This is a genomic window from Streptomyces sp. CA-146814 (genome assembly GCF_050942385.1).
Lineage (GTDB): Bacteria > Actinomycetota > Actinomycetes > Streptomycetales > Streptomycetaceae > Streptomyces.
Map to the genome: position 1 here is coordinate 4400599 of NZ_CP192068.1, position 25618 is coordinate 4426216.

Genomic DNA, 25618 nt, shown 5'->3' on the forward strand with positions numbered 1-25618 from the left:
GCCCAGGGGTGGGTCAGGTGGTGCGTACGGCCGCGAGCGCGGCGCGGAGGTGGCCGTCCGACTCGGTCAGGAGCCGGGCGGCGGTGGGGCCGTCGACTCCGCCGAGGATGGTGAGGATCGCGTTCTTGACCTCGCCGTCGGTGGCGGCGAGCGCGGCCTCGATCTCGGCGTCGGACGCGCCGGTGGCGAGGGAGACGATGTGCCGGGAGCGGGCCCGCAGCTTCTCGTTGGAAGCGCGGACGTCGACCATGAGATTCCCGTACGTCTTGCCGAGCCGGATCATGGTGATCGTCGAGATCATGTTGAGCACGAGCTTCTGCGCCGTGCCCGCCTTCAGCCGGGTCGAGCCGGTGAGCAGCTCGGGGCCGGTGACGATCTCCAGGCCGTGCTCGGCGGCGGCGGCGAGCGCCGAGCCCGCGTTGCAGGAGAGGCCGATGGTGAGGGCGCCCTGGTCCCGCGCGTGCTCGACCGCGCCGATCGCGTACGGCGTACGGCCGGAGGCGGAGATGCCGACCACCGTGTCGTCGGCCGTCAGCTTCAGCGCGTCCAGGTCGGCGGCGGCCAGCTCCTTGCTGTCCTCGGCCCCTTCCACCGCCTTCACCATGGCGGACGGGCCGCCCGCGATCAGGCCGACGACCTCGGACGGGTCGGTGTTGAAGGTGGGCGGGCACTCGCTGGCGTCCAGCACCCCGAGCCGGCCCGCCGTGCCCGCGCCCGCGTAGATCAGCCGGCCGCCACGGGCCATCCGCTCGGCGGCGGCGTCGATGGCGGCGGCGATCTGCGGCAGCCGCTCGGCGACGGCGGCGGGGACGGTGGTGTCCTCGCTGTTCATGATCCGCGCGATCTCCGGCGTGGCCAGCCGGTCGATCTCGGCGAGCTCGGGACGGAACGCCTCGGTGGTGAGCGTGGCCAGCTGGGCGCGGAGCTCGCCGTAGCCCTCAGGGGAGGCGGGAGTGTCGGTGGTGGAGGTCATGGAGGGCGGCTCTGCTTTCTCGTGCTCGTACGCGTACGGGTGGTGCTGGATCAACGGGTGGTGCGCGGGCTGTGGCGGTGGGCCAGCGCCTCGTAGGAGGCGGCGAGGGCGGGCGCGGCCGTCTCGTACGTCCGCTGCGCCACGCCTATGAACAGGCAGTCCACGACCAGCAGCTGGCTCGTCCGGCTCGACATGGCGGCGGGCCGCAGCTCGCTCTCGCGGGCGGTGGACGTGGTCAGCACATGGTCCGCGTACTGCGATACGGGCCCGTCGGGCCGTCCGGTGATCGCGACCGTCGTCGCCCCCCGGTCGAACGCGACCCGCAGCGGCTCGATGACGTCGCCGGTCGAGCCCGAGTGCGTGATCGCTATGGCCACGTCACCGGCGCGCAGCTGCACGGCGTTGGTCACCGCGAGGTGCGGGTCGGTGTGGGCGTGGGCTATCAGGCCGATCCGGAGCAGCTTCTGCGCCAGGTCCTGGCCGACGAGGGAGGAGGCGCCGACGCCGTAGATGTCGATGCGGCGGGCGGCCGACGCGGCGGCCACGGCGGCGCCCAGCTGTACGGTGTCGAGCCCGGCGGCCGTGTCCGCGAGGGTCTGCTGCTCGTCGAAGGCGAGCTTCGCGACCACCTCGGCGATCGGGTCGTCCACCGCGATGTCCGCCGTGACGGCGGGCGAGCGGCCCGACTCCTGGTGCGCGGCGAGCCCGGCCAGCGCGAGGCGCAGGTCCCGGTAGCCGGGGTAGCCGAGGAGGCGGGCGGTGCGGACGACGGTCGCCTCACTGGTGCCGGTCAGTTCGGCGAGACCGGTGACGGTGAGGGCGGCACATCCGGCCGGGTCGCCCGCGACGGCTTCGGCGACCAGCTGCATGGAGCGGGTCATGGAGGGCGCGAGCGTCCGCACCTTCGCGGCGAGGGCCGCGGGGGCGGGCGGGGAGTCGCCGCTGAAAATTTCCTTCACGTCTTGGGTCACATCTGAAAGATATTTTCAACCCGGGGCCCCGTCAACCCCCTGTGGACCCCCGGTGGTCCCTACCTCTGGCGCCGCCCCGCACATACGCGGGCGCACAATGGGGGCATGGAGCTGAACCCCCTGGAGCAGGCACTGCACACCGCCCGCGCGCTGGTCATGGCCGATCTCGTCGCGGGCGATGTCGCCGAGGCGGATGTCGTCTCGCTCGTCGAGGACGCCGTGACGCACCGCCGGTGGTGGGTCGAGCAGTGGCCGGAGGGCGCGGAGTTCGTCGCCGGGCTGGTCGCCCAGGACGTGCAGGACGCGCTGCTGGAGAAGTACGGGCGGTGGCCGCTCTGCCCCGCCTGCGCCGAGGAGGAGCCGCACGCGCTGGACATCGAACCGGAGCTCGGGCCCGACCCGCACTGGGTGTGCGTCAAGGCGGCCGTGGCCGTGGCGCCGGTGGGTTCGCTCGGCGAGGCGCTGCGGCGGTGACCCTCTACATCGACCCGCCCACCTGGCCCGGACACGGCCGCCTCTGGTCGCACCTGGTCAGCGACGAATCGTTCGAGGAGCTGCACGCCTTCGCCGCCGCGATCGGCTGCCCGCCACGCGCCTTCGAGCGCGACCACTACGACGTACCGGAGGCGTATTACGCGGACGCGGTACGGGCCGGAGCGCGGGAGATCGGCTCGAAGGAGCTGGTCCGCCGGCTCACGGCTGCGGGGCTCCGGCGTCCTAAGGGGCGGGCGACGGCGTAAGGAGCACTCGACGGCTTAAAGGGCGCGCGACAGCTTGACGGGGCACGCAACGGCTTGAAGGGTCGCGTGGGCGTTGGAGGGCTTGCGCTCACTTCAACCGCTGCTGCCAGTCCTCGGGCACCGCACCGGCCGGTCCGGGAACGGGCTGGTCGGCCGGGTGGGAGGCGGGCGGGGCAAGCTGCGGTCCCTCGGAGAACTGCTGGGTCTCGTTGTTGTAGAACCACTCCTCGCCCGGTTCGTAGCTGGTGATGAAGGGGTGGCCGGCCGTTCGGGAGTGGCTGGTGGCGTGCTGGGAGGGGGAGGAGTCGCAGCAGCCGATGCGGCCGCAGGCGGCGCAGCGGCGGAGGTGGAACCACCAGCCGGGGCCGTCCCCCGCCAGGCAGTCGGCGCAGCCCGGGCCGCTCGGGGCGGCCTGCGGGTCGATACCGGGAATCGCTCGGTCAGCCATGGAGGTGCTCCTTGCTCGGTTCCTCGCCGGGCGGTGCCCCACGCGGTGCGGGACGGCCGGCCCTTCCAGGCTGCGCCCGGTCCTGGTGGCAGGCCAGCCGGGGGAGCACGGCGGCTCGGTCGCCCCGGGCGGGTGTTCGTCAGCTGCGGTGCTCCGGGTTGGGGGCGTCGAAGCGGCAGCCGGCCTGCCACTCGGGGCGCTGGTTGCCGTACGCGGGGACGCCTCCGGCGCGTTTCAGGAGTGCGGCGAGGTGCATGAGGTTCCAGGCCGCGAAGGTGGTGTTCCGGTTGGTGAAGTCGTTCTCGGGGCCGCCGGAGCCGGGATCCAGGTAGCTGGGGCCTGGGCCCGCCTCGCCGATCCAGCCCGCGTCGGCCTGCGGGGGGACGGCGTAGCCGATGTGCTGGAGGCTGTAGAGGATGTTCATGGCGCAGTGCTTGAGGCCGTCCTCGTTGCCGGTGATGAGACAGCCGCCGACCCGCCCGTAGTAGGCGGACTGGCCCGCGTCGTTGAGGTCGGCCGAGTTGGAGTAGAGCCGTTCGATGACGTGCTTCATCACCGAGCTGTTGTCACCGAGCCAGATCGGTCCGCAGAGCACCAGGATGTCGGCGGCCATCACTTCGGCGTACAGCTCCGGCCAGGCATCGGTGGCGGCGCCGTGCTGGGTCATGTCGGGCTGGACGCCGACCGCGAGGTCCCGGTCGACGGGGCGGATCACCTGCGTCCGCACGCCGGCCGCGCGCATCACGGCGGTGCTGCGGACGATCAGTCCCTCGGTATTGCTCGTCTCCGGTGACGGCTTGAGGGTGCAGTTGAGGTAGAGGGCGCTGAGGTCGTCGTAACGGGGCGCAGTGGTGGACGGCACGGGTGCGTGTCCTTTCGCGGTGGCTGATGCCACGAGCTTGGAAGACCGCAGTGGTAAGGGCCATCGCAGCGCGGCGAACGCGGTACGCGCCCCGGCACGCCGGCGCTCCCGCCCGGTCACCCCGGCGCTCAGCGCCCGGTACCCAGCGGATGCGGCCCGGGGCACCGGGCGGGAGAGTGGAACCAATGTGCCCTCGGCCGTCCGGGCCGGGGCGGGCCTCCGGGAGGCGCCTCCGATGGATCTGTTTCCCCCGCTGCCGAGGGAGTCCTGGGACCCGACGAAGGAGACGCTGCACCGGTTCCTCCAGATCGTGGGGAAGGTGCGGCTTGAGGCCGGTGTCCGGCGCAACCACTGGTGGAACGTTCCCTTCCACCTGACCGGCGACGGCATCACCACCCGGCCCAGCGGCCCGCTCGGCGACGGCACCGTGTTCACCGCCGACTTCGACTTCATCGCCCACCGACTCCGCGTGTCGACCCTCGACGGGCGCCGGGTGTCGTTCCCGCTGATGGGCCTGTCGGTCGGCGACTTCTACCGCGAGTTCACCGGCGCGCTGGCCCACCTGCGCATCGGCGTGCTTCCGGAGCACCCGTACCCCTTCGACCTGCCCGACGCCACCCGGCCGTTCGCCGAGGACGACGAACACGCCACCTACGACCCGGCCGCCGTGAACCGCTACTGGACGATCCTCACCCAGGTCATGCTGATTCTGGAGAGGTACGCGGCCGGGTACTCCGGGAAGACCAGCCCGGTCCACCATTTCTGGCACACCTTCGACATCGCCGTCACCCGGTTCTCCGACCGGCACGTGGAGCAGGGGCGGTCCGTCGATCCGGTGACCCGGGAGGCGTACTCGCGCGAGGTGATCAGCAGCGGCTTCTGGTTCGGCGACGAACGGTCCTATCCGGAACCCGCCTTCTACTCGTACACGGCGCCGGAACCCGACGGACTGGGGCGGCAGCCGTTGGAACCGGCGGCCGCGCGGTGGACGGAGAGCAACGGCTCGCACCTGGCCCTGCTGCCCTACGACGACGTGCGCACCCGGCCGGACGCGTCGGCCGAGATCCTCCGGTTCTACGACTCCGCGTACGCGGCCGGCGCACGCTTGGCGGGCTGGGACACCGACCGGCTCTGTCCGGGGGGAGTGACCGACCCCCAGGCCGCGGCCCCGGCCACGGCACATCCCCGGCCGGGAACATGACCCGGAAACCGGCCGGCCACGGTCATGACTCCGGTCGGCCACGGTCATGACTCCGGCCGCCGACCAGATCGGACGACTACGAAGCAGGGATGTGAACCATGCCCATGGAAGGCTTTCCCGCACCCGAGTCGGGGATGCTCCTGACCTACTTCCTCAGCGTCGCCGACGTGCCCCGTTCGCGTGCCTTCTACACGGACGTCCTCGGCGGTGAGGTCGTTCTCGCCGAGAACCCGTGCACGGTCCGGCTGGCCAACAGCTGGATCATCATGAACCCCGGCGGGGGGCCCACCCCCGACAAACCCGGCATCACCCTGCGCCCACCGGAGGACGTCTCCAGCGCGTCCTGTTTCCTCAACATCCGGGTGGCGGACATCGAGGCCGTTCACCGCGACTGGAGCGCCAAGGGCGCCCAATTCGTCACCGGACCGATCGACCGCAAGGCCGAGATCCGCTGCTACCTGCGCGATCCGGACGGCTACCTGATCGAGGTCGGACAGGCCACCGGCATGCTCCGCGGTGTCTACGCCGACCCGGCCGCCGAACCACCGGACCGCGCCGAAGACCCCTCACCGTGAGCGGGGGCCGGCACCGCACGGTCCGCGCCCGACGCGCTCCCCGTACCGGTGGCAGCGCTCTTCGCGATCAGCCGCGAACGTGAGACGCCGCCCCGGCCGTCCCGCTGAAGCCGCAGCGACACCGTCACCGCCGCCAGCGCCAGGACCGTCATCGCCGCGCCCGCCCACGCCGTGGAGGCGAAGCCGAAGTCCGCGTCGATCACCGTGCCGCCGAGCCACGGGCCGCTCGTGTTGCCCAGGTTGAACGCGGCCGTCGTCGTGGCGCCGGCCAGCGTCGGGGCCGCACCGGCCACGTTGAACATCCGGGCGTTCAGCGCGGGGGCCGTGAAGAACGCCGACAGGCCCAGCAGGAACGCCAGCGCGACCACCGCGACCTGGCTGGAGGCGAACAGGGCCAGCGCCGCCAGGAACACCGTGGACGCCGTGATTCCGCTCAGCAGCACCCCGAAGAGGTGCGCGTCCGCGACCCGGCCGCCGATCGTGGTACCGATCAGCGCACCGACCCCGAACAGGCCCAGGATCCACGGCACCCACCCCGAGTCCAGGCCCGCCACGTCCGTCAGCAGCGGCGCCAGATAGCTGAACGCGCAGAACACCCCGCCCGCCGCCAGCGCGGTGATCACGATCGCCAGCCAGACCTGCCGGTCCCGGTAGATCGCCAGCTCCTGCCGCAGCTGCGGCTTCTTCTCCGGCAGCGGGATGTACGGGATGCGCGTGACGACCCCCACCAGCGCCACCGCCGACGCCAGGCCCACCGCCCAGAACGCCGACCGCCACCCGAGGTGCTCGCCGAGGAAGGCCCCCATCGGCACGCCCAGCACGTTGGCGATGGACAGCCCGCCGATCATCACGGCCATCGCCCGCGCCCGCTGGTTCACCGGGACCATCGCGATGGCCACCGCCGCCCCGACCGCCCAGAACCCCGCGCAGGCGAGCGCGCTCACCACCCGGGAGGCGAAGAGCACCTCGTACGTCGGCGCCAGCGCGCCCGCCACCTGCCCGAGGCCGAAGACGGAGATCAGCGCGATCAGGGTCGTCCGGCGCGGCAGCCGCAGCGTGGCCACGGCGAGCAGCGGGGCGCCGACCACCATGCCGATCGCGAAGGCGGATATGAGGAGGCCGGCCTGCGGGATCGAGACGTCCATATCGTCGGCGATCGGCGGGAGCAGGCCCGACAGCATGAACTCGCTGGTGCCGAGAGCGAAGACCGAGAGGCCGAGGATGTATACGGCCAGCGGCATGGGTGTGCGGCGGCGGGAGGTGGAGTCGGGCATGACTCGTCCCAACGCCGGAGAACGTATCCGCATTCCCGGCTCTCGGTACGTGGACGGCCGTCACGGTGGACAACCGTCAGGGCGGTGGACAACCGTCACGGTGGGCAGCCGTTACGCGGGCAGGGCGTGCAGCTTCTTGCCGTGCAGGGCGAAGACGCGCTTGCCGTCGGTGGCCACCAGCCAGGCGTGGTGGTCGCCGGACCCGTCGTTGAACGTCCAGCGCAGCGCGCCGGTCCTCGCGTCGATGGCGTGGACGCCGCCCTTCTCGTCCAGGTCGGTCGCCCCGTAAACAGTGCCGCCGACCCTGACGAACTGCCGGGGCACCTGCGCGCCCGCGTCCTTGAGCGCCGTGGACTGCCAGACTTTCTTTCCGGTCCGCGGATCGAGGGCCCACAGCGTCCGGCCGCTGTCCGCGATGTGGAGGACGCCGTCCAGGACGGCCGGCTCCCGGAAGGTGGTGAACTGCTCGGCCTGTACGGACCACCTCTCGGACCCGTCCGCCAGCGCGAAGGCCTGGAGCTTCCGCCCCTGCGGGACGATCACCAGGTCCTCGTGGATCGCGAAGGGGCCGTAACTCGTCTTCGTCGTCTTCTGCGTCCACACCTGCCGGCCGGTGGCGGTGTCGCGCACGGTGAGGTTCTTCCTGAAGTCGGTGTAGACGAGGTGGCGGCCCTGGACGGCGGCGTGGACCCCGTTCTGCTGGGTGCCGAGGTCGCGCTGTTCCTTCCAGACCAGCTTGCCCGTGGCGCTGCTCAGGGCGGCGATCACATTGGTACGGGACGAGCCGTCGGCCTCCAGGATCTCGGCGATGACGTACACCTGCGTCTCGTCCACCGCGACCGGCCTCGGCTGCCGGTACTCCTTGCCCAGGTGGCTGCGCCAGGTCTCCTTGCCGGCGGCCGGGGCGTACCCGATGACGGCGCCGTCGTACCTGCCGCTGGCCAGATACAAGGTGCCGGCGCCGAGCAGCAGCGGGGCGCCGGGGATCGCGCCGCCCGGCAGCGACCACCGCTCCTCGCCGCTCGCGCCGTCGAGCGCGGCCAGCGGATCGCCGCTCGCGATCACCACACCGTCCACGGCCACCAGCTCGTCGTTGTCCCCGTACGTCTGCGCCGAGGTCGTCCGCGTCCACAGCGGCGCGGGAGCCCGGCCGTCCTCGCGGGCCTTGCCGCCGTCTTCCGGGGAGGCGGTGCGCGGCGGCGGGATGCTGCCTTCGCCGCCGGTCTCGGACGGGTCCTCGCAGCCGGTCAGCCCGGCGCCGAGCGCCGCCGCCGTGAGCCCGCCGCCGGCCAGTCGCAGTATTCGCCGCCGTGAAGTCCTGCCGGCCGTCATGCCGTATACCGCGGATCCCTTGGACATTCTGCCGCCCCCCGTGGAGTTATCAGAGTGTGTGCAACTGCGATGTCAGACGTTAGCGGTCGTCAGATGCCCCAGGCCGGGGCGGATCATGACCGGAACAACTCCGTGAAGGAACCGGAACATTCGCCGATCGCCGCGCACCTGACGATCACCGCGGATCGGACGACGACCTCAGCAGCTCCAGCTCCGTCGCCAGGTTGTGCCGGGCCCGCGCCTCCCACGCGGCCGCCCCGTGCGGCGTACGGAACAGCCTCGGCAGCGCGAGGAGTTGCCGCAGTACGCCGGCCCGCCCGGCCCGGAACGCCTCGTCCGGCACGAACCCGTACTCCTCCCGTACCTGCGCCGCGTACGCCGCGTACTCCTCCGGGCCGCCCGCCAGCACCGCCAGGTCCGCGTCGCACAGCACCTCGCCGTTCCGGTCCCCGTCGGCCGGGTCGTGCGTCACGGTGAGCCGGACCAGCCGCGCGACCTCCGCCGTCACCGCCTCCGACACCCCCGCCTCGGGCAGCGCGCGCTCGGCGAGGGCGGCGCTGCGCTCCTCGTTCTCCGTGCGGTCGGGCCGGTACACCGCGTCGTGGAACCAGGCGGCCAGCCGCACCGCGTGCACATCGGCGGCGTACGGAGCGAGGGTGTCGATCCGGTCCAGGACCGCCGTCAGATGGGCGGTGGTGTGGTACCGCCGCTGCGGCTCGTCCCAGCGGTCCAGCAGGTTCTCGGCGTACGGCAGCGGATCGGGTCCGGCGTCGGGGCCGGCGTCGGGGCCGGGGCCGACGCCGGGGCCGTCGCCGGGCGCTCCCGAACGGGCGGCGAGGAGCGTGTCCCGCCAGCGGTCGACCAGGGCGGTACGGGGGTCGCGGGGGAGCGGGCTGTCCGTCATGGCACGACCTTAGAGGCTGACTCCCGCACGGATTCCGGCATCCCGCTCCGGCCGGCGGCCTCCCTGCGGTTGGCTGAGAGCCATGACGACCATGGACTCCGCCGCTCCCGTACGCGATCCCGAACTTCCCGGCCTGCTCCTGCGCACCGAGCGCGACGAGCTCCTCCCGCTCCTGCGCGCCACTCCTGAGTCCGCGTACGACCTCCGCACCGCGTGTCCCGGCTGGACCGTCCGCCATGTCCTCGCGCACTGCGCCGCCGCGCTGACCCGGGTGGTGGAGGACCGGCTGGAGGACGGCGTGTTCTCGCCCGAGTCCAACGAGCGGGACATCGCGGAGCGGGCCGGTCTGCCGCTGGCCGCGCTCCTCGACGAGCTGGAGCGCGGGATGACCGAGGCTGGTCCGGTGATCGCCGCCGCCGGCGGGAAGCTGGACGGGGTCGCGCTCGGCGAGTGGGTGCACGCCGGTGATGTGCGCGAGGCGTGGGGGCTCGACGGGGCGTACGCCGGGCGCGGACTGCCGTACGCCTTGGGCCTGCTGGAGGGCTCGGCGTACCGGAAGGAGATGCCGCGGATCTTCGCGGACGTGGAGGGGGAGGGGGAGGGCTGGGGAGTGCCGCGCCCGCTCGGTGTGCCCGCACCCGACGGGCGGCCGGCGGGCCGGTACCACGGCGACGGGCCCACGCTGATCCGCCTGTACGCGAACCGCCCGCTGGTCGGCACGCGGTACGAGCTGCACGGCGTACGGGAAGGGGACCTGCACCTCTTCGACCGGCCGCCGAAGCCGGACGGCCGATGACCGGAAGCGGCGGCGGGCCTTCCGCTCCTCGGACCGGCTCTTGTCGACCACCGGCGCAGTCAATAGCGTGCGCCCGGTGAAGATGGACCTGAACGCGGACCTGGGCGAGGGCTTCGGCCGCTGGACCCTGACCGACGACGAGGCGCTGCTCGCCTGTGTCACCAGCGCCAACGTGGCGTGCGGCTTCCACGCGGGCGACGCCTCCATAATGCGGCGGGTCTGCGACGCGGCGGCGGCGAACGGCGTACGGATCGGGGCGCAGGTCTCCTACCGGGACCTGGCCGGGTTCGGGCGGCGGTCGATGGATGTGCCGGCCGACGAGCTGGCCGCCGAGGTCGCGTACCAGATCGGCGCCTTGCGGGTGTTCGCGGAGGCGGCCGGCTCGGCCGTCTCGTACGTCAAACCGCACGGCGCCCTCTACAACCGGACCGTCCACGACGAGCAGCAGGCCGCCGCCGTCGTCGCGGGCGTCCGGCTCGCGGGCGGCGGCCTCACCGTCCTCGGCCTGCCCGGCTCCCATCTCCTCGCGCACGCCTCCGCCGCCGGGCTGCCCGCCGTGGAGGAGGCCTTCGCCGACCGCGCGTACACCGCGCGGGGCACGCTGGTCCCGCGCGGCGAGGAGGGTGCGGTGGTGCACGACGCCGACGAGGTCGTACGCCGGAGTGTCGGCCTGGCGCTCGACCGCGCGGTCACCGGGGCGGACGGCGGCCGGATAGCCGTGGAGGCCCGCTCGCTCTGCGTCCACGGCGACACCCCGGGCGCGGCGGCCCTCGCGCGCCGGGTACGGGCCGCGCTGGAGGAGGCGGGCGTGCGGGTGGAGGCGTTCACGTGAGCCAGGGGGACGGCGACGGTATGGAGGTGCGCGAGGTGAGGGTTCTGCCTGCCGGGGCGCACGCCCTCCTCGTCGAACTGGCCGACGGCGAGCGGGCCGAGGCCTTCCACGCCGAGCTGCTCCGCCGCCGCGCGCGGGGCGCACTTCCCGGCGTACGCGAGATCGTGCCGGGCGCTCGGACCGTGCTGCTCGACGGTATCGAGGAGGTCAGCGGCCGCATTCCCGCAGCTCGTGACCGGCTCGCCCGCGACCTCCTCTCCTGGTCCGTTCCGCCTCTGCGCCGCGAGGAGCGGGACGCGGTCGAGATCCCGGTCGTGTACGACGGGCCCGATCTGCACGAGGTCGCCGCGCTCTGGGGCGTCGGCGTCGACGAGGTGCCGGGGCTGCACTCCCGTACCGCGTTCCGGGTGGCCTTCTGCGGGTTCGCGCCGGGGTTCGGTTACCTGACCGGGTTGCCCGAGCGCCTGCATGTGCCCCGGCGCGCGACCCCGCGTACGAGGGTTCCGGCCGGGGCGCTGGCCCTCGCCGGGCCGTACACCGGGGTCTACCCGCGCCCTTCGCCCGGCGGCTGGCAGCTCATCGGGCGCATGGCGGACCCGGCGGCCGCGCTGTGGGACTCGGGCAGGGAACCGGCGGCGCTGCTGGGGCCGGGGACCCGGGTGCGGTTCGTGGCTGCCGAACCCGGGGCCGTACCTCTCCCTCGTACGGAGACGGGCCGATGACCTCCGTACGGAACAAGCTCCTCCACGTCGTCCGGCCCGGCGCCCTCACCACCGTCCAGGACGCGGGCCGGCCCGGCTGGGCGCATCTCGGCGTCGGGCGGGCCGGGGCCCTCGACGCGACCGCCGCCCGGCTGGCCAACCGGCTCGTGGGCAACGCGCCGGGCGCCGCCCTCCTGGAGACCACCGTCACCGGGTGCGCCGTCCGCCCGGACCGGCCCGTGGTGGCCGTCGTCGGCGGTGCGGGGTGCCGGGTGACCGTCGACGGGCGGCCCGTGGCGTGGGGCGCGCCCGTGCGGGTTCCGGCGGGCGCGGTGCTGGACGTGGGGCCCGCGCTCACCGGCGTACGCGGCTATCTGGCGTTCGCAGGCGGCCTGGAGCCGGAACCGGTCCTGGGCAGCCGCTCCGCCGACCTCCTCTCGGGGATCGGCCCGGCCCCGCTGAGCGAAGGTGACACGCTGCCCCTGGGCGAACCGGCCGACGGGCCACCGCAAGGCCCCGTCCCCTGGCCCGGCGCCCCCACCGAGCTGGTGCTGCCCCTCCACCTCGGCCCACGCCACGCGTGGTTCACGCCCGCCGCCCTGCGCACGCTCACCACCGCCACCTACCGGGTCTCCCCGCACAGCAACCGCATCGGCCTCCGCACCGAAGGCCCCGCCCTGGAGCGGGCCCGCGACGGCGAACTGCCCAGCGAAGGCATGGTGCTGGGGGCGGTCCAGGTCCCGCCGGACGGCCTTCCCGTCGTCTTCCTCAACGACCACCCGACGACCGGCGGCTACCCGGTCGTCGGCGTCGTACCGGAAACCGCCCTCGCCGGGGCGGCGCAGGCGGTTCCGGGAACGCGGGTGCGGTTCTCCGTACGAGCGTGAGCCCCGCCGCGCGTACTCCTATGCCCCCTTGAAGCCCCGCAGCCGCAGCGAGTTGCCGACCACGAACACCGACGAGAACGCCATCGCGGCCCCGGCGATCATCGGGTTCAGCAGCCCGGCCGCCGCCAGCGGCAGCGCGCCGACGTTGTAGGCGAAGGCCCAGAACAGGTTCGTCCGGATCGTGGAGAGCGTGCGGCGCGCGAGCCGGATGGCGTCGGCGGCGGCCCGCAGGTCTCCCCGTACGAGGGTGAGGTCACCGGCCTCGATCGCGGCATCGGTGCCCGTACCCATGGCCAGACCCAGATCGGCCTGGGCCAGCGCGGCGGCGTCGTTGACCCCGTCGCCGACCATCGCGACGCTCCGGCCGTCCGCCTGGAGGCGCTTGACGACGTCGACCTTGTCCTCCGGCATGACCTCCGCGTACACGTCATCGGCACCGATGCCGACCTCGGCCGCCACCGCCTCCGCGACGGCCCGGTTGTCGCCGGTGAGGAGGATCGGGGTGAGGCCGAGGGCGCGCAGCCGCTCGATGGCCTCGGCGCTGGTGTCCTTCACCGCGTCCGCCACCTCCAGGACCGCCCGCGCCTCCCCGTCCCACGCGACCGTGATGGCCGTCCGCCCGGCGCGCTCCGCCTCGGCCTTGGCACCGGCCAGCGCCTCCGGCAGCCGGATCTCCCAGTCGGCCAGCAGCTGCTCCCGGCCCACGAGGACGGCGTGTCCGTCCACCACGCCCTGGACGCCGAGTCCGGGGACGTTGGCGAAGTCCTCGGGGGTGGGGAGGGGGGATCCGCCGCCGAGTCGCTCGACGGCACCCGCCGCCACCGCCTGCGCGATCGGGTGCTCCGAGGAGTGCTCCACCGCACCGGCCAGCCGCAGCACGTCGTCCTCGTCGGTGCCGTCGGCCGTGTGGACGGCGAGGAGCGTCATCTTGCCGGTCGTCACCGTCCCCGTCTTGTCCAGGACGATGGTGTCCACGCGGCGGGTGGTTTCGAGGACTTCCGGGCCCTTGATGAGGATGCCGAGCTGGGCTCCACGCCCGGTGCCGACCATGAGGGCGGTCGGGGTGGCGAGACCGAGGGCGCAGGGGCAGGCGATGATCAGGACCGCGACGGCCGCCGTGAAGGCCGCCGTGAGTCCGGCGCCGCTGCCGAGCCAGAAGCCGAGGGTGCCGAGCGCCAGCGCGATGACGATCGGCACGAAGACGGCGGAGATGCGGTCGGCGAGGCGTTGGGCGGCTGCCTTGCCGTTCTGGGCGTCCTCGACGAGGCGGGCCATGCGGGCGAGCTGGGTGTCGGAGCCGATGCGGGTGGCTTCGACGACGAGGCGGCCGCCGGCGTTGATCGTCGCGCCGGTCACCGCGTCACCGGCGGCGACCTCCACCGGCACGGACTCGCCGGTGAGCATGGAGGCGTCCACGGCGGAGCTGCCTTCGACCACCGTGCCGTCGGTGGCGATCTTCTCGCCGGGGCGTACGACGAAGCGGTCGCCGACCTGGAGTTCGGCGGTCGGCACGGTCACCTCGCGGCCGTCGCGCAGGAGCGTGACCTCCTTCGCGCCCAGCTCCATGAGCGCCCGGAGCGCGGCCCCGGCCTTCCGCTTGGAGCGGGCCTCGAACCAGCGCCCGGCGAGGATGAAGGCGGTCACCCCGGCGGCGGCTTCCAGGTAGATGTTCCCGGCGCCGTCGCTGCGTGCGATGGTCAGCTCGAACGGGTGCGTCATCCCGGTCATGCCCGCCGTACCGAAGAACAGCGCCCACACCGACCACAGGAACGCGGCCGACGTACCGACCGAGATCAGCGTGTCCATCGTCGCCGCGCCGTGCTTGAGGTTGGTCCAGGCGGCGCGGTGGAAGGGCCAGCCGGCGTACGTGACGACGGGGGCGGCGAGGGTCAGGGAGAGCCACTGCCAGTTGTCGAACTGGAGGGCCGGGATCATCGCCATCGCGATCACCGGGACGGCGAGGACGAGCGAGGTGATGAGGCGCTGGCGGAGCGCGGTGAGTTCGTGGTCGGGCTGTCCGGCCTCCGCCGTCCCGCTCTCCGTCCCCCTCGACGCCGCCTTCTCCGGTGGCGGCGGCTCCTGGGCGGTGTAGCCGGTGGCCTCGACGGTGGAGATCAGATCCTGTACGGAGACGTCCTCGCCCTGGTACGTCACCTTCGCCTTCTCCGTGGCGTAGTTGACGGTCGCCTCCACGCCGTCCATCCGGTTGAGCTTCTTCTCGATGCGGGCCGCGCAGGAGGCGCAGGTCATGCCGCCGATGGACAGCTCGACGGAGGTGCCGGCACCGGAGGCGGTGGTCGTGGAGCGGGTGGGCACGGGAGCCTCCTCGAAGCGGGTTCAGATACCCCTAGGGGGTATCTCTTTCCTCTCCCCATGTATACCCCCCACCCCTATGAAACGCAAGGCGCGCCGGAGGGCATCTGCCGGGCGGGGTCGCGCAGGTCCGCGATCATGCGTTCAGATGGAGGGCTGCGCGGCCGCATGACCGCCCCGTAGGCTGGCCATTGGACTAGACCTATAGCTGTGTATCGGAGGAATGGGGACCCATGAGCAACCGTGCAGTCCTGGAGGTGATCGCTCTCGACGCGGAGGACGCGGTCGCCGCCCAGGCAGGTGGTGCAGACCGCCTCGAACTGGTCACCGACATGGCCGCGGACGGCCTGACGCCGTCACGGGAGACCTTCGCGGCGATCCGGTCGGCCGTGGACATCCCGCTGCGCGTGATGCTCAGGGTGGCGGACGGGTTCGCCGCCGGTGACGTCGACGTACTGATCGAGAAGGCCCACGAGCTGCGGGCGGCGGGCGCCGACGAGTACGTCCTCGGCTTCCTGGACGCGGACGGTCACGCCGACCTCGTGGCCGTCGAGCGGATCGTCGCCCAGCTGGACGGCGCCCGCTGGACCTTCCACCGTGCGATCGACCGGGCCGCCGACCGCGACGCCCTGCGCAAGCAGCTCGCGGACCTGCCGGGCCTGGACACGTTCCTCACGGCGGGTTCGCCGGACGGGGTCGACGCGGGCCTCCCGACGCTGCTCGCCGAGGCCGCCCGTACGCGGGAGCCCGGGTACGAGCCGCAGATCCTGGTCGGCGGCGGTCTCCAGCTCCGCCACGTGCCGCAGCTGCTGGCGGCGGGGATCGACGCGTTCCACATCGGCGGCGCGGCCCGTCCGTCCGGCTGGTCGGCACCGGTGGACGCGGCGGCGGTACGGGAGTGGCGCGAGGCGCTCGACGCCTGATCCAGGAGGCACGGGGCGGGCGCCGCAACGGGCCCCGCCCCTCCCCCTCCCGGGGGGGCGGGGGACTACCCCAGCGCCTCCGGCAGCGCCGCCGCGTGCACCACCGTCAGCCCCGACACCGCACGGGTCAGCGCCACGTAGAGCCGCCGCAGCCCGGTCCGCTCGTCCGGCTCGCCGTCCACCACGGCCGCCGGCTCGTCCAGCACCACGTAGTCGTACTCCAGGCCCTTCGCCAGCGACGCGGGCACCAGCGTCAGCCGCGACTCGGCGGTGGTCTCCTCACCGGGCGAGAGGTACGCGTGACCCGCCGCCGCCAGCGCCGCACCCAGCGCCGGGATCCGGGCGTCGGCGGCGATCAGCCCGATCGACCCCTCATGCCGCAGCGACTCCTCGCAGGCGGCGACCACGGCCGCGTCCAGGCCGTCCGCCCCGGGGACGGCTCGTACCACCAACGACCCCGGCGACTCCCGCACCGACTCCACCGCCGCGAGACCCGGCGAGATCGCGGGCAGCAGCCGGGAGGCGTACGCGATCACCTCGCGCGGCACACGGAACCCGGCCGTCAGCTCCTCCACCACCGCGTCCGCCTTGCCCAGGTGGAACAGGGCCTCGTCCCAGCTCTCCGTGGACCACGGCGTCGTCCCCTGCGCCAGGTCCCCGAGCACGGTCGCCGAACCGGTCGAACACCGCCGCCCCACCGCCCGGTACTGCATGGGGGAGAGGTCCTGCGCCTCGTCGAGCACGACATGGCCGAGCGAGTGCGTACGGGCCACCAGGTCCCGGGCCTCGTCGATGAGCACCGCGTCCGCCGCCGACCACCTGGCCGACCGCACGCTCCGGGCGGGCTTCGCCCAGAGGACCAGCTTCTGCTCGTCCGCGCTGAGCAGCCCGTCCGCGTGGACGGCCAGGAACTCCGGGTCGGCCAGCAGCCGCAGCACCAGCTTCTCCGGGTCGACGGCGGGCCAGATCGCCTTCACGGCCGCCTTGACCGCCGGATTGCGGGCCACGGTGTTCTGCACCCGGTCGTCGGGGGCCTCACCGGCCTCCTCCATCCGTACGAGGACGGCGTGCGCGATCCGCTGCGGCAGGGCCTCGTGGGCGGAGCCGTACCGCATGTCCCGGGCGAGCAGCTCGTCGACCATCTCCTCGACCTCGTAGGCGGGCACCCGCCAGCGCCGCGACCCGCGCACCACGACGACGGGCTCGGCCGGCGTGGTGACGTGCGAGCGGATGGCCCGGCGCAGCACCTCGGCCATCCGGGCGTCGCCCTTGACGACGGCGGCGGCCGCGTCGTCGACCCCCCTGACCTCCACGTCCGCCGTCACCAGGTCGTCGACGGTGGCCTGCTTGACCTCCAGCTCGCCGAGGGCGGGCAGGACCTGCTCGATGTAGTGGAGGAAGGACCGGTTCGGCCCGATGACGAGGGTGCCGGTACGGGCGAGCCGCTCGCGGTGCGCGTACAGCAGGAACGCCACCCGGTGCAGTCCGACGGCGGTCTTCCCGGTGCCGGGACCGCCCTGGACACAGACGGTCCCGCCGAGGCCGCTGCGGACGATCTCGTCCTGTTCGGGCTGGATGGTGGCGACGATGTCGCGCATCGGCCCGACGCGCGGCCGCTCGATCTCCGCCTGGAGGAGCCGGCTGGTCCGCGCGACCTCGGTCGGGTCGGTGAGGTGCTCGTCCTCGTACGCGGTGAGCTCGCCGGCCGTGTAACCGAAGCGGCGGCGGAGCCCGACGTCCTGGGGGTTCTTGGGGGAGGCCTGGTAGTAAGGCTGGGAGACCGGGGCCCGCCAGTCGATGACCATCGGGTCGCCAGCGGTGTCATGGACGTGCCGGCGCCCGATGTAGAACCGCTCGCCTTCCGTACCTTCGGCGAACTCGCCGCCGACGGCGTGGAGGTAGTCGAGACGGCCGAAGAACAGGGGGGTGTGGGAGAGGTCGGCGAGCGCCTTGATGCGGTCGTCGATCTGGGACTGGAGGACGGCGGCGTTGACCCAGTTCGCGGTGACATCGCGGATGTCGAGGGCCTGGACGTCCTCACGCATCGCGCGCAGGGCGGCCCGGGACGCGGCGAGGTGGGCGCGTTCATGGGCCAGGGGGTCGGCTGGGTCGATGGGGGAATCGCTTGTCGCTACGTGCGCGGGCACGGTGTTGCCTCCGGCTCTTCAACGGCTCGTCGACGACCTCTCGACGGCTTTCGACGGCTCTTCGACGCAGGACGGCGGACCGTTCACCGACGCCGGCCGGGGGCCGGAGCGGGACGGTCCGCTCGGAAGGTTCGTTCGCGTGTGTCGGCCGGTTTCCGTCCGGTCGGCGGCGCTCCCGGGGCCGTCGGTGCGGCGCGGGAGGCGGGCAGACCGGCGATTGTAGCCAGAGGGCGGGCCGGCGGCGAAACGGATTACCGGCTCTCCCCGGGGAGGAGGGGCCAGGGCTACCCGTAGGGGATGTGTGCGGGCTGAGCGGTACTGGAGACCTACGCGCCCGGCGTACGGATTCCGTCTGCGGGCCGACGCGGCCGAACGGGTGACGGGAGCACCATGGATACATGAGCACCACCACCCTGAACCCCAGCAGGACCGGCCCCGCGCACGGCGCGACCGCGGTCACCGGTCACCACCGACCCCATCGCCTCGGAGACGCGGTGCGCGCCGTGAAGGTGTTCGTGACGACGGCGTTCAGCGTGGTCGTCCTGGGGGAGTACGCGGAGGGCGCGGGCGTACGCCGGGGCCACTGAAGCACCCGTCCGTACGGCCCGCCCCTCTCCTGGACCCCGGCCGGCCCCTCTCCTGGACCCGGTCGGCCCTCCTTGCCCTCCTCAGCTCTCCGCGAGCAGCTCGTCCGCGTCGACGATCCGGTACGCGTACCCCTGCTCGGCCAGGAACCGCTGGCGGTGCGCCGCGAAGTCCTGGTCGATGGTGTCGCGGGCGACGACGGAGTAGAACCGCGCCTCGTGCCCGTCGGCCTTCGGCCGCAGGACGCGACCGAGCCGCTGGGCCTCCTCCTGGCGCGACCCGAAGGTCCCGGAGACCTGGATGGCGACGGTGGCCTCCGGCAGGTCGATGGAGAAGTTGGCGACCTTGGAGACGACGAGGACGCTGATCTCGCCGTTCCGGAAGGCACCGAAGAGCTTCTCGCGCTGGGCGTTGCTGGTCTCGCCCTTGATGACGGGCGCGTCCAGGTGTTCGCCCAGCTCGTCGAGTTGATCGATGTACTGCCCGATGACGAGGGTCTGCTCGCCCTGGTGCTTCCGTACGAGCGCCTCCGTCACCTTCCGCTTGGTGGCGGTGGTGGCGCAGAACCGGTACTTCTCCTCCGCCTCGGCGGTGGCGTACGCGAGCCGCTCGGAGTCGGTGAGGTTGACCCGTACCTCCACGCAGTCGGCGGGCGCGATGTAGCCCTGCGCCTCGATCTCCTTCCACGGGGCGTCGAACCGCTTGGGCCCGATGAGCGAGAACACGTCGGACTCGCGCCCGTCCTCCCGTACGAGGGTCGCGGTCAGCCCCAGCCGCCGCCGGGCCTGAAGGTCGGCGGTGAACTTGAAGACGGGCGCGGGCAGCAGATGGACCTCGTCGTAGACGACGAGCCCCCAGTCCCGGGAGTCGAAGAGCTCCAGGTGCGGGTAGATGCCCTTACGCCGGGTGGTCAGCACCTGGTAGGTGGCGATGGTGACCGGCCGGATCTCCTTCTTCGTCCCGCTGTACTCGCCGATCTCGTCCTCGGTGAGGGACGTCCGCTTCACCAGCTCGTGCTTCCACTGCCGGGCGGAGACGGTGTTGGTGACGAGGATGAGCGTGGTGGCCTTGGCCTCGGCCATGGCGCCGGCCCCGACCAGGGTCTTCCCGGCCCCGCAGGGCAGCACGACCACACCTGACCCTCCGTGCCAGAACCCCTCCACGGCCTGCTTCTGGTACGGCCGCAGGGCCCAGCCGTCCTCGGCCAGCTCGATCGGATGGGCCTCGCCGTCCACGTAACCGGCCAGGTCCTCGGCGGGCCAGCCCAGCTTGAGCAGCGTCTGCTTGATCTGCCCGCGCTCGGAGGGGTGCACGGCCACGGTGTCCGGGTCGATCCGGGCGCCGACGAGCGGCTGCACCTTCTTCGACCGCAGGATCTCCTCCAGCACGGGCCGGTCGGTGCTGGTGAGCGCGAGCCCGTGCACGGGGTGCTTGGACAGGGTGAGCCGCCCGTACCGCGCCATCGTCTCGGCGATGTCGACCAGGAGCGCGTGCGGCACGGGGTAGCGGGAGTACTCCACCAGGGCGTCGACGACCTGCTCGGCGTCGTGCCCGGCGGCGCGGGCGTTCCACAGCCCGAGCGGGGTGACCCGGTACGTATGGATGTGCTCGGGCGCACGCTCCAGCTCCGCGAAGGGCGCGATGACCCGACGGCAGGCGTCCGCCAGCTCGTGGTCGACTTCGAGGAGCAGCGTCTTGTCGCTCTGGACGATGAGGGGTCCGGTCACGCGCTTCGGCCCTTTCTGCGGGGTGCGGCCACGGATGCGGGTAGGGCTGCGGCCAAACGTCCAGTGTGCCGCATCGGGGGGCGGGGCGGGGTGGGCCCGGAAGCGGGGATCTGCGTGGACGACCGGGAGGTCGTCAGAGACGCCCCGGGGGCGTCCCCTCTCGGCGTGTAACGGTCAGGACTCGCTCAGGTCCTCGAGTTCCTTCAGGCATCCCATGGCCAAGGTCAGCTTTTCCGAGTCACCGAATTCCTTGAACGCGGCGACGGCGGCCTGAAAGACTTGGATCGCTTCATCGGTACGTTTTGTCGCGTCGAGGGAGATTCCAAGAATCAGGAGAGAGTCGCCTTTCCCTCCCATATCTCCGAAGGAGTGGTACAGGGGGATCGCCCTCCTTGTCGCCTCGATCGCTTCAACGAGACGCCCCTCCTGCAACAGGTAAGTTCCCAGATCTCCCAAGGCTCTACCTTCGGTCCGCCGGTCTCCTATCGCATGGCTCGCCTCTGCGGCCTCGGAGATAAATGCGATGGCCTCCTCGCTTAGCCCTTCCATGTATTTCAGATGACCGAGGTGCATCCGGCACTGTGTCGCCATGTAGCTATCGCCCAGTTCCTCAAGTGCCGCGAGCGATGCCTCTAGCATGTCGACCACCCCGCTGGTGCGGCCGGAAGCAGCCATTTCCACGGCGAGATTGGCTTGGGCCAGTGCTGCTGTGTGGTTGTCCTTGGCTGTTCTGGCGGTTTCCAGGGCTCCGCGGTGATGGTCGACGGCTGCGTCGAGTAGGCCCATGTCCCGCATCGCCAGACCCAGGTTGTTGCGCGCGATCGCCTCTCCGCTCAGATCGGCGACTGCCCGACAGATGGTGATGTCCTCGGTGAATGCTTCCGCTGCCTCATCGAGCCTGCGCAACTTGTGCAGAGCGCGACCCAGATTTGTGTAGGTCATTCCCCTGGCTCGAATATTCCCGTCGGGGGGAGGAAGTGTCAGGGCTTCCTGGAGTACCTCCACCGCCTTTTCCGGCTCGTGCAGCTCCTCGTAAGCCCGCCCGAGATTACTCAATGCCATGGCCGTCGAGTCGGTGTCCTCCGCCAGGCGGGCCTGTGCCAGGCAAGCTCGATAGGACCTTACTGCATCATCGAAACGACGTAACTCGAGTTGAGCAAGTCCGAGATTATTAAGGAATGTCAATTCCAGTACGCGCAGGTGCGGGAACTCGGATGATCGTGCGGCATCCAGGGCCGCTTGCGAAAGCTGCTCGTAATCGCTCCAGTGCCGACGCCATGACAGATAGTGGACCAGCGCGTTGTGCAGGCCGAACAGGACATCGGGACGCTCCAGAGCCGGACCCGCTTGAGCTGTCGCCAGCAGACTGTGCCGCTCCCCGTCCAGCCAGCACAGGGCGGCGTCCCGATCGCGGAAGCGAGGAGAACGCGCTGTCGCCTCGGTATCCACATCAACGTGCGTGTCGGCCGCCGCTGCCGTCGTCAGATAGTGATCGAGCAGTCTCGAAGTGGCGCTGCGGCGCTCGTGGGCATCTTCCCGCAGGGCGCATTCCTCGTCGGCGTACAGGCGCAGGAGGTCATGCAGGCGCCAGCGGCCGTAGTTCTTCGCATGGGGCTCGACCAGGTGTGCCCGCGCCAGGGCTCCGAGCAGGATGTCCGCCTCGTCGGACGGCAGGTCGGCGAGTCGGCCCGCGGAATCCGTGGAGATGTCCGGCCCCGCGTTGATGGGCAGAAGACGGAAGAGCCGGGCCTGGGCGTCGCTCAGATGGTGGTACGAGAGTTCGAAAGCCGTCCGTACGGCGAGGTCTCCTCGGCTCAGGCGTTGCAGGCGGCTACGAGCGTCGCCGAGGGCGTCCACCATGGAGGCCAGTGGGCGCGCGGGGAGGTCTGCCAGGAGAGCTGCGACGATCCGCAAGGCCAGCGGAAGATGCCCGCACAGGTGAGCGATGTGTGCGGCGGACTCCGGAGCGTCGTCGACACGGGAATCATCGGGATCGCGAGCCTGGCGCAGGTCCCTGCGGAGCAGTTCCACGGCGGAGGCGGGGTCCAGGACGCCGAGGTCATGTGTGCGAGCGTTCTTGAGACCGGTGAGCGTGTGGCGGGACGTGACGAGCACCGGGACGCGGCTGTTGGCAAGGAGAAAAGGCCCGGCCTGGGAGTCGTCACGGGCGTTGTCGACGATCACCAGGATGCGCCGGCCCTGGTCTGCGTAAGCCGACAGCACGCTGCTGTATAGGCGGGCGCGGTCCTGGAGGTCATCGGGGACGTACTGATCGGGAACCCCGAGGGCCCGGATCAGAGAGCCGAGCGCCCGGCTGGGACTAATGTGGCGGTCACCGTCGTATCCATGCAGGTCGATGAAGAGGATTCCGCCCGGGAACCATCCTTGCCGCGACGCTCTGTGCGCAACCTGGAGGACCAGTTCCGTCTTGCCCACCCCGGGAAGACCGGCCACGACGTGGGCCAGGGGGCCGGTGTCGGTCCGACGGCCCGGACGTAACTCCTCGACCAGAAGGTCCAGAACGGCATCACGGCCGGTGAAGGTCGACGAGGGGGCAGGCATTCCAGTGAGAGCAGGTGTGATCTCGTGCGGCAGCTGAAGGGTTACGTTGCTGCCCTGCACCACGGTATTGAAGAAGACGCCGTCCTTGATCTGATTCTGGACCTGCGCGCTGTCCTTGTGCGGATTCCCCATCTGATCTCCCCGCTGAAATTCTGTGATCCGGTGGTCGGCCGGACCGGTCCGCCCCGGCATCAGGCCCCGCGCCGCTGCGGCCCGAACCGCACCGGGACGCCCGGGGAGTACAGCACGCTCATCGGCTCCCCGGCCGGCGCGGGCAGCCCGCCCGCCGCGACCAGGTCCTCGTCGCACTCCAGCAGCTCCGCCCGGTGGAGCGGCCATCGGGGGTGGACGTTGGGCAGATAGGCGGTCCGCTCGAAGAGCGAGGTGTGCAGGGCCCAGCGGGCGGTCAGGAAGTGCTCCAGTGGGGTGGGTTCGGCGATCGTGTCACCGGGCCGGAGCACGATCCTGCTCCTCGCCCTACGAGGACCGGGCCACCGGCGCCTGCTCGTGTACGTGACGGTGTCGCCGGACCGCTCGATACCCATTCGGGACCACACGTACGGCAACCGGACCGCGGCCCGCGCCACGAGGACCGGGACGAGCCGGGAGGCGTCGAGGGACCGGAAGACCACCGCGCGCCGGCCGTGCTCGTCAACGGAGTACAGCCGGACGTTGGTCTCGGGAAAGGTCCCCAGATACGGGATCCCCGGCAGCCCGAGCACCCCCACCCGATACATCCGGAACGCCACGAGCCCCACGTACGTCGTCGCCCCGTCGAAGGTGTCGGGCACCGTCCCCGACGGCAGCAGCGGCGCGACGTCCGCCGGGTCGACCGCCCAGTGCAGGAACGCCAGATCCAGCCAGGACTGTGTGAGCAGCGGCCGCATCGGCGCGGCGGGAGGTCGGGGCGATACCGGCTCAGGCACCGCCGGTCGGGGCGATACCGGCTTCGGCTCGGGGGCCCGGTCAGCGAAGGGCATTCCCGCAGCATTGCAGACCGCGCCATCGGAGACGGCCCGCCCGTGAAACTGGCGAAACCTGCCCGGTGGCGGGCGCTACTCGGTCTCGCCCGGCTGCCCGGTGCGCTTGGCTCGCCTGAAGCCGAGTACGGCGAGACCGAGGACGGCCACGGCCACGATCCCTATCATGATCTGCTCGCCGGTGGTCAGGGTTCCGATCATCTTCATCTCCTCGGCAGATCGGCTGTGGGGGTGCACAGTGAACATGCCATGCGGGGTGACCTGCGACAAGCCTCGACGTGATCTTCTAAGCTTCCCTTGAGTGTCCGGGGGCCAGGGCGGCCCGTAAGGCCCGCTCCTCAGCCGAGATAGGGCCGGTCGCGGTCCTCCGCGAAGTGGCGCAGCCGGAGGCGCTGGGTGTGGTGCATGGGCAGGGTGTCCAGCTCGGCCGGCGCCACGAACCGGACTTCCGTGCTCTCTTCGGAGACGGTCAGGAAGCCGCCGGTCACCCGGGCGGTGAAGCAGACGTTGAACTGCCGCCGGACCTCCCCGTCGCTGTACTCGAAGATGTGCCGAGGGTCGGTGTACGTGCCGACGAGCCCCGTGATCTCGACATCGAGCCCGGTCTCCTCCTTGACCTCGCGCACAGCGGTGCCGGGGAGGGAATCCCTCAGGTCCATCCCGCCGCCCGGCAGTGCCCACAGGTCGTTGTCGCGGCGGCGCTGCAGAAGGATGCGTCCCTGATCGTCGGTGACGACGGCGGAGGCCGCGACGACCATGCTGTTGGGCTCGGGCGCGTCGGGGTCGTCGTAGTACTCGGTCCGTGCCATCAAGTCACCCTTCCACTGGCTGTGCGGACTTTCATACCGCCTCGAAGCTGTCCTCGTACGTGCCGAACATGCTGCCGCTGCCGCTGCTCCGGAGGTGCCACACAGGCGCGGCGTACGCGTTGACGCCCCAGACGTGGGCGTTGACCAGAATCTCGTCGTCCGCGCGGTACAGGCTGTTGTAGAGCGTGGTCCCATGCGTACGGATCTCGATGCCCGGTTCGCTCGCCAAGGGGCGGTAGTGCATGAGCGCGAGTCGGCAGCGGGACTCGATGCCGTGGCCGAAGCGCTCCTCCCGGCCCCGTTGTTGGACGTTGGCATCGTCCGCGTCCCCCACCGCGATCCGGATTGCGCACCCGTTCGCAGCTCGCTCCCGCAGCAGGTCGTTGAGCCGTGGGTACGCCTCATGAAGGAAGACGGCTCCGTACACGAGTACGTCGATCTGCCGACGCGCCTGAGTGAGGAGATTGACGAAAGCGGACACCGGCAGGTCGGCCCGTTGCTCGTACAGCGCGACGAGTTCGGGACTGACAGCCCGGGCCGATCGCGCCTGCCTGAGCTGGGGCCACAGGGCGTGCACGTCCTCTCCCAGCGTCTCGGCGGCCTTGAGAGCAGTGCCGCGCCGAGGCGTACGCCCGAGATTGACCCAACGCTCAACGGATTTGGGATCTACCTCGACGACGCGGGCGAGGTCTGCGTGAGTCCATCCTCCGGCGGCCATGACGGCACGTAAGCGCTCGTTCGCCATCCCGGTCTCCCCCTCCACTTCCGGACGTGTCAGGGACGTTTTACAGGCTGCGGGACGTCCCGAAATGGGAAACGTACGAGGTTCCGTCGTCCTGGTGACGAGCGTGACGATCACCGCATGAGTGAACCGATGCGATACAGCGCCCCGCCTGTCGAGCTGCCGCTGGGGATGGACGTCACGGACCCGGAGCCGGTCGAGGGGTGCGCCGGCTGTGCCGAACTGGCCGCCGTGCGCAGCCGCGCGCGTGCCGTGGGCGACATGACCACCGTGTCCGACTGCAACGTCTACCTGCGCAGACACCCGCAGGGGCACGAGTGATCACGCGGAGCGA

At 71.7% G+C, this 25618-nt stretch carries 26 protein-coding genes; 11 read left to right on the forward strand and 15 right to left on the reverse strand.

Annotated elements, in window-relative coordinates:
* Positions 1-13 precede the first annotated feature (13 nt).
* Together murQ and ACQP09_RS19580 are read right to left on the reverse strand one after the other, a co-directional pair.
* On the reverse strand, positions 14-973 hold the full coding sequence (gene murQ / locus ACQP09_RS19575) for an N-acetylmuramic acid 6-phosphate etherase (protein ID WP_433401489.1): 960 nt from the start codon (positions 971-973) through the stop codon (positions 14-16).
* Between the two features lie 50 nt (positions 974-1023).
* A complete protein-coding gene (locus tag ACQP09_RS19580; RefSeq protein ID WP_432147485.1) occupies positions 1024-1944 on the reverse strand; it encodes a MurR/RpiR family transcriptional regulator in 921 nt (306 codons plus the stop codon).
* Positions 1945-2049: 105 nt separating this feature from the next.
* Between ACQP09_RS19580 and ACQP09_RS19585 the strand changes: the two genes are divergently transcribed.
* Together ACQP09_RS19585 and ACQP09_RS19590 are read left to right on the forward strand one after the other, a co-directional pair.
* A complete protein-coding gene (locus ACQP09_RS19585; protein WP_433401490.1) occupies positions 2050-2418 on the forward strand; it encodes a hypothetical protein in 369 nt (122 codons plus the stop codon).
* Positions 2415-2684, forward strand: coding sequence for a DUF4031 domain-containing protein (locus ACQP09_RS19590; RefSeq protein WP_380963548.1), 270 nt, complete (start codon positions 2415-2417; stop codon positions 2682-2684). The genes ACQP09_RS19585 and ACQP09_RS19590 overlap by 4 nt, the downstream gene beginning before the upstream one ends.
* An 88-nt stretch (positions 2685-2772) precedes the next feature.
* Here the strand turns inward: ACQP09_RS19590 and ACQP09_RS19595 are convergent, their stop codons facing one another.
* Positions 2773-3132: a UBP-type zinc finger domain-containing protein gene (locus ACQP09_RS19595; RefSeq protein ID WP_433401492.1), complete on the reverse strand. Its 360-nt coding sequence runs from the start codon at positions 3130-3132 to the stop codon at positions 2773-2775.
* Positions 3133-3271: 139 nt separating this feature from the next.
* Positions 3272-3994, reverse strand: coding sequence for a flavodoxin family protein (locus ACQP09_RS19600; RefSeq protein ID WP_433401494.1), 723 nt, complete (start codon positions 3992-3994; stop codon positions 3272-3274).
* A gap of 235 nt (positions 3995-4229) precedes the next feature.
* On the opposite strand from ACQP09_RS19600, the gene ACQP09_RS19605 reads away from it, so the two are divergent.
* Together ACQP09_RS19605 and ACQP09_RS19610 are read left to right on the forward strand one after the other, a co-directional pair.
* Complete coding sequence (locus tag ACQP09_RS19605; protein ID WP_433401495.1) at positions 4230-5195, forward strand: DUF5996 family protein; 966 nt, start codon at positions 4230-4232, stop codon at positions 5193-5195.
* Between the two features lie 98 nt (positions 5196-5293).
* Positions 5294-5770 (forward strand): VOC family protein, encoded by a 477-nt coding sequence (locus tag ACQP09_RS19610; RefSeq protein WP_433401497.1) that lies wholly within the window; start codon positions 5294-5296, stop codon positions 5768-5770.
* Here ACQP09_RS19610 and ACQP09_RS19615 read toward each other — a convergent pair.
* From ACQP09_RS19615 to ACQP09_RS19625, 3 genes are all read right to left on the reverse strand, one after another.
* Positions 5716-7011 (reverse strand): Cmx/CmrA family chloramphenicol efflux MFS transporter, encoded by a 1296-nt coding sequence (locus ACQP09_RS19615; RefSeq protein WP_433406665.1) that lies wholly within the window; start codon positions 7009-7011, stop codon positions 5716-5718. The genes ACQP09_RS19610 and ACQP09_RS19615 overlap by 55 nt on opposite strands.
* 144 nt (positions 7012-7155) lie before the next feature.
* On the reverse strand, positions 7156-8403 hold the full coding sequence (locus ACQP09_RS19620; RefSeq protein ID WP_433401499.1) for a PQQ-binding-like beta-propeller repeat protein: 1248 nt from the start codon (positions 8401-8403) through the stop codon (positions 7156-7158).
* Between the two features lie 148 nt (positions 8404-8551).
* A complete protein-coding gene (locus ACQP09_RS19625) occupies positions 8552-9280 on the reverse strand; it encodes an HD domain-containing protein (protein ID WP_433401500.1) in 729 nt (242 codons plus the stop codon).
* A gap of 82 nt (positions 9281-9362) precedes the next feature.
* Here ACQP09_RS19625 and ACQP09_RS19630 point away from each other — a divergent pair, with 82 nt between their 5' ends.
* The 4 genes from ACQP09_RS19630 to ACQP09_RS19645 all read left to right on the forward strand — a co-directional run bounded on the left by ACQP09_RS19630 (position 9363) and on the right by ACQP09_RS19645 (position 12496).
* The gene (locus ACQP09_RS19630) at positions 9363-10076 is read left to right on the forward strand and encodes a maleylpyruvate isomerase family mycothiol-dependent enzyme (protein ID WP_433401502.1); all 714 of its coding nucleotides are present in this window, start codon (positions 9363-9365) and stop codon (positions 10074-10076) included.
* Positions 10077-10158: 82 nt separating this feature from the next.
* Entirely contained in the window at positions 10159-10908 is a 750-nt protein-coding gene (locus ACQP09_RS19635; RefSeq protein WP_433406667.1) for a LamB/YcsF family protein, read from the forward strand.
* Between the two features lie 20 nt (positions 10909-10928).
* Positions 10929-11630 carry a 5-oxoprolinase subunit B family protein gene (locus ACQP09_RS19640; RefSeq protein WP_433406668.1) on the forward strand — a complete coding sequence of 234 codons (702 nt, stop codon included), beginning with the start codon at positions 10929-10931 and terminating at the stop codon, positions 11628-11630.
* Positions 11627-12496 carry a biotin-dependent carboxyltransferase family protein gene (locus ACQP09_RS19645; protein ID WP_433401504.1) on the forward strand — a complete coding sequence of 290 codons (870 nt, stop codon included), beginning with the start codon at positions 11627-11629 and terminating at the stop codon, positions 12494-12496. Before ACQP09_RS19640 ends, ACQP09_RS19645 begins: the two co-directional genes overlap by 4 nt.
* 18 nt (positions 12497-12514) lie before the next feature.
* On the opposite strand, the gene ACQP09_RS19650 is transcribed toward ACQP09_RS19645, so the two are convergent.
* On the reverse strand, positions 12515-14746 hold the full coding sequence (locus ACQP09_RS19650) for a heavy metal translocating P-type ATPase (protein ID WP_433406670.1): 2232 nt from the start codon (positions 14744-14746) through the stop codon (positions 12515-12517).
* A 296-nt stretch (positions 14747-15042) separates the two neighbouring features.
* Between ACQP09_RS19650 and ACQP09_RS19655 the strand changes: the two genes are divergently transcribed.
* Entirely contained in the window at positions 15043-15732 is a 690-nt protein-coding gene (locus ACQP09_RS19655; protein ID WP_432147473.1) for a copper homeostasis protein CutC, read from the forward strand.
* A gap of 65 nt (positions 15733-15797) precedes the next feature.
* Here ACQP09_RS19655 and ACQP09_RS19660 read toward each other — a convergent pair whose 3' ends face one another.
* Complete coding sequence (locus ACQP09_RS19660; RefSeq protein WP_433401507.1) at positions 15798-17879, reverse strand: HelD family protein; 2082 nt, start codon at positions 17877-17879, stop codon at positions 15798-15800.
* Positions 17880-18277: 398 nt separating this feature from the next.
* Here ACQP09_RS19660 and ACQP09_RS19665 point away from each other — a divergent pair, with 398 nt between their 5' ends.
* On the forward strand, positions 18278-18466 hold the full coding sequence (locus ACQP09_RS19665) for a hypothetical protein (RefSeq protein WP_433401509.1): 189 nt from the start codon (positions 18278-18280) through the stop codon (positions 18464-18466).
* Positions 18467-18547: 81 nt separating this feature from the next.
* Here ACQP09_RS19665 and ACQP09_RS19670 read toward each other — a convergent pair whose 3' ends face one another.
* From ACQP09_RS19670 to ACQP09_RS19695, 6 genes are all read right to left on the reverse strand, one after another.
* Positions 18548-20191, reverse strand: coding sequence for a DNA repair helicase XPB (locus tag ACQP09_RS19670; protein WP_433401511.1), 1644 nt, complete (start codon positions 20189-20191; stop codon positions 18548-18550).
* A gap of 174 nt (positions 20192-20365) precedes the next feature.
* A complete protein-coding gene (locus tag ACQP09_RS19675) occupies positions 20366-22885 on the reverse strand; it encodes an ATP-binding protein (RefSeq protein WP_433401512.1) in 2520 nt (839 codons plus the stop codon).
* A gap of 59 nt (positions 22886-22944) precedes the next feature.
* Positions 22945-23733: a YqjF family protein gene (locus ACQP09_RS19680; RefSeq protein WP_433401514.1), complete on the reverse strand. Its 789-nt coding sequence runs from the start codon at positions 23731-23733 to the stop codon at positions 22945-22947.
* Between the two features lie 75 nt (positions 23734-23808).
* Positions 23809-23934: a hypothetical protein gene (locus ACQP09_RS19685; RefSeq protein ID WP_433401516.1), complete on the reverse strand. Its 126-nt coding sequence runs from the start codon at positions 23932-23934 to the stop codon at positions 23809-23811.
* A 137-nt stretch (positions 23935-24071) separates the two neighbouring features.
* Entirely contained in the window at positions 24072-24542 is a 471-nt protein-coding gene (locus tag ACQP09_RS19690; protein ID WP_433401518.1) for an NUDIX domain-containing protein, read from the reverse strand.
* 31 nt (positions 24543-24573) lie between these two features.
* Positions 24574-25287 carry a helix-turn-helix transcriptional regulator gene (locus tag ACQP09_RS19695; protein ID WP_433401519.1) on the reverse strand — a complete coding sequence of 238 codons (714 nt, stop codon included), beginning with the start codon at positions 25285-25287 and terminating at the stop codon, positions 24574-24576.
* A gap of 117 nt (positions 25288-25404) precedes the next feature.
* On the opposite strand from ACQP09_RS19695, the gene ACQP09_RS19700 reads away from it, so the two are divergent.
* The gene (locus ACQP09_RS19700; RefSeq protein ID WP_433401521.1) at positions 25405-25605 is read left to right on the forward strand and encodes a hypothetical protein; all 201 of its coding nucleotides are present in this window, start codon (positions 25405-25407) and stop codon (positions 25603-25605) included.
* Positions 25606-25618: the final 13 nt, after the last annotated feature.